The sequence below is a fragment of the Okeania sp. SIO3I5 genome (genome assembly GCF_010672085.1).
Lineage (GTDB): Bacteria > Cyanobacteriota > Cyanobacteriia > Cyanobacteriales > Microcoleaceae > Trichodesmium.
This window is the reverse complement of the sequence record NZ_JAAHHT010000537.1, coordinates 1-1210: the sequence shown is the minus strand read 5'-3', so window position 1 is coordinate 1210 and position 1210 is coordinate 1. Positions and strand designations below refer to the sequence as shown.

Sequence of the window (1210 nt, the reverse complement as noted above, 5' to 3'; positions counted from 1 at the left end):
TCTTTTCCAGATAATGTTTCAGGGGAGTCTAATATTTCCACTTTTTTACCAGCACGATAAATTTCTACTTGCTGAGATTTTCGATTAATTAACCAACCATCACAGTTATCAGTTATCAGTTATCAGTTATCAGTTATGAGTAATTTCCAACCGCCATATCAATCAAATATTTTACCTAGTTAAGTTTTATTGTAGCAGTTTCATAGAGTTAACTACCAAATTTTTGTCATATCTAATATAAATCCAGGTAAAATATCTTTTCCAGATAATGTTTCAGGGGAGTCTAATATTTCCACTTTTTTACCAGCACGATAAATTTCTACTTGCTGAGATTTTCGATTAATTAACCAACCTAATTTCATCCCATTTTCTAGATATTCTTTCATTTTTTCTCTGGTGTCGGATAAACTGTCGTCAGGTGACATTAATTCGACTAAAAAATCTGGGCAAAAAGGTAAAAACTTTTCTCTTTGTTCGGGAGTTAAATTATTCCATTTTTCTATGGGTATCCAGGAACAACTAGGAGAACGGACAGCGCCATTGGGAAGTTGACAACCTAGGGAAGAACTGAAACAAATTCCTAATTTTGTTTCTCTATTCCACATTCCTAAATTGCCAGAAATTTCAGCATTAATAATTCCAGTTTCTCCTCCCATTAAGGGCACAATAATTAAATCTCCCTTGGCATTTCTTTCAAATCTTATTTCCTTATTTATTTGACATAGTTGAAAAAATTGTTCGTCTGTCAGGTCAATTATTGAGTCAATCTCGATAGTCAAGTTTGTCATTTTGATTCTTTATTCCTCAGAGTTAACTATCACAAATACTGTCATTGCGAGGGGGGAAAGAAAAGAAATTATTTTCAAGAGACATTCTCAACACCCCTCGAAGCAATCTTTGCTAGACACGGATTAGGCCACGGATACACGGATGGATGTAGTCCACTACTAGACTGTTTCTATCACCGCCTCGCAATGACAATAACTTCTAAGCTAGACACGGATTTGGCCACGGATACACGGATGGATGTAGTCCACTACTAGACTGTTTCTATCACCGCCTCGCAATGACAATAACTTCTAAGCTAGACACGGATTAGGCCACGGATACACGGATGGATGTAGTCCACTACTAGACTGTTTCTATCACCGCCTCGCAATGACAATAACTTCTAAGCTAGACACGGATTTGGCCACGGATACACGGATGG

The 1210-nt window shown here is 37.0% G+C and carries 1 protein-coding gene; it reads right to left on the bottom strand.

Annotation, left to right across the window (positions count from 1 at the left end; genetic code table 11):
• Positions 1-212: 212 nt before the first annotated feature.
• On the bottom strand, positions 213-788 hold the full coding sequence (locus F6K40_RS40345) for a Uma2 family endonuclease (protein WP_293146006.1): 576 nt from the start codon (positions 786-788) through the stop codon (positions 213-215).
• Positions 789-1210: the final 422 nt, after the last annotated feature.